The 895-nt window shown below is 32.1% G+C and carries 1 protein-coding gene; it reads left to right on the top strand.

Features of this window, described 5'->3' with window-relative positions:
- Window positions 1–209: 209 nt before the first annotated feature.
- Window positions 210–791 (top strand): HAD family hydrolase, encoded by a 582-nt coding sequence (locus ACEN4N_RS11440; RefSeq protein ID WP_407090985.1) that lies wholly within the window; start codon window positions 210–212, stop codon window positions 789–791.
- The last annotated feature ends 104 nt before the right edge of the window (window positions 792–895 follow it).

Genomic DNA, 895 nt, shown 5'->3' on the forward strand with positions numbered 1-895 from the left:
AGTCTGTAAGATATCTGTAGTAAGATTGTTCATAGGGAAGTCCTCTTTTCTGTGAATTTAGTGTGGTAACTCTATTCTACAGAAGGGACTTCCTTTTTTCTATTTACACAAAATATTTTACACTCTCGGAACTCTCTATTAACATGCTATCATATACTTACATAAACATAAATCCTGATATTATAAGGTAGATTTACAAAGGAAACACTATGAAACAGATTAAAACCATTGGTTGGGACTTAGATGATACCCTTTACCAAAGAAGTGATTTTTACCGTGCTGCATTCGAAACGATGCAGGAACATGTGATTCAAAGTCAGCCATCGTTTGAATCTTTCAATCGCATCTTTGATGTTCAATCTGATATTGAATACGAGAAATTTATTCGTGAGGGAAAAGCTAAAGCGGCGTACCAATTTGACCGAATCCTTTCCACTTATAAAAAATTTCATTACGAAATAAGTATTGAGCAAGCGACGATATTCCAAGCACTCAATGAATATTACCGTCAACATTTAACTCTTAATTCAGAAATCATTCATGTCTTTGAGCATTTACAAGCCGCTGACTTTGTCTTATTCATTCTTACAAATGGTCCTTCCATTGATCAAAGAAATAAATTAAACACCTTACACACCAACCGATGGATTCTTGAAAATCATTGGTTTATTTCAGAAGAATTAAATGGTTCAAAACCAGATATTGAAGTATTTAACCAAGTTACAGAAAAGCTAGGCTACCTGAGCTATGAATTTACTTACATAGGAGACCTGAATAATTCATACTTTTAAATATTGAGTTATTCTAGTCGTTATTTTTCAATTTTGGATCACTTTATCGAAATTAAAATATTTTAATCGATTTTCTAAGCTAAAGAAAAACTTTTTAGTCTCAT

It is taken from the genome of Ruoffia sp. FAM 20857, assembly GCF_045528645.1.
GTDB classification, from domain to species: domain Bacteria; phylum Bacillota; class Bacilli; order Lactobacillales; family Aerococcaceae; genus Ruoffia; species Ruoffia halotolerans.

Bases quoted from the DNA above. Each gene is read 5' to 3' on its own strand.
- ACEN4N_RS11440 (WP_407090985.1), top strand. From the start codon at position 210: ATGAAACAGATTAAAACCATTGGTTGGGACTTAGATGATACCCTTTAC.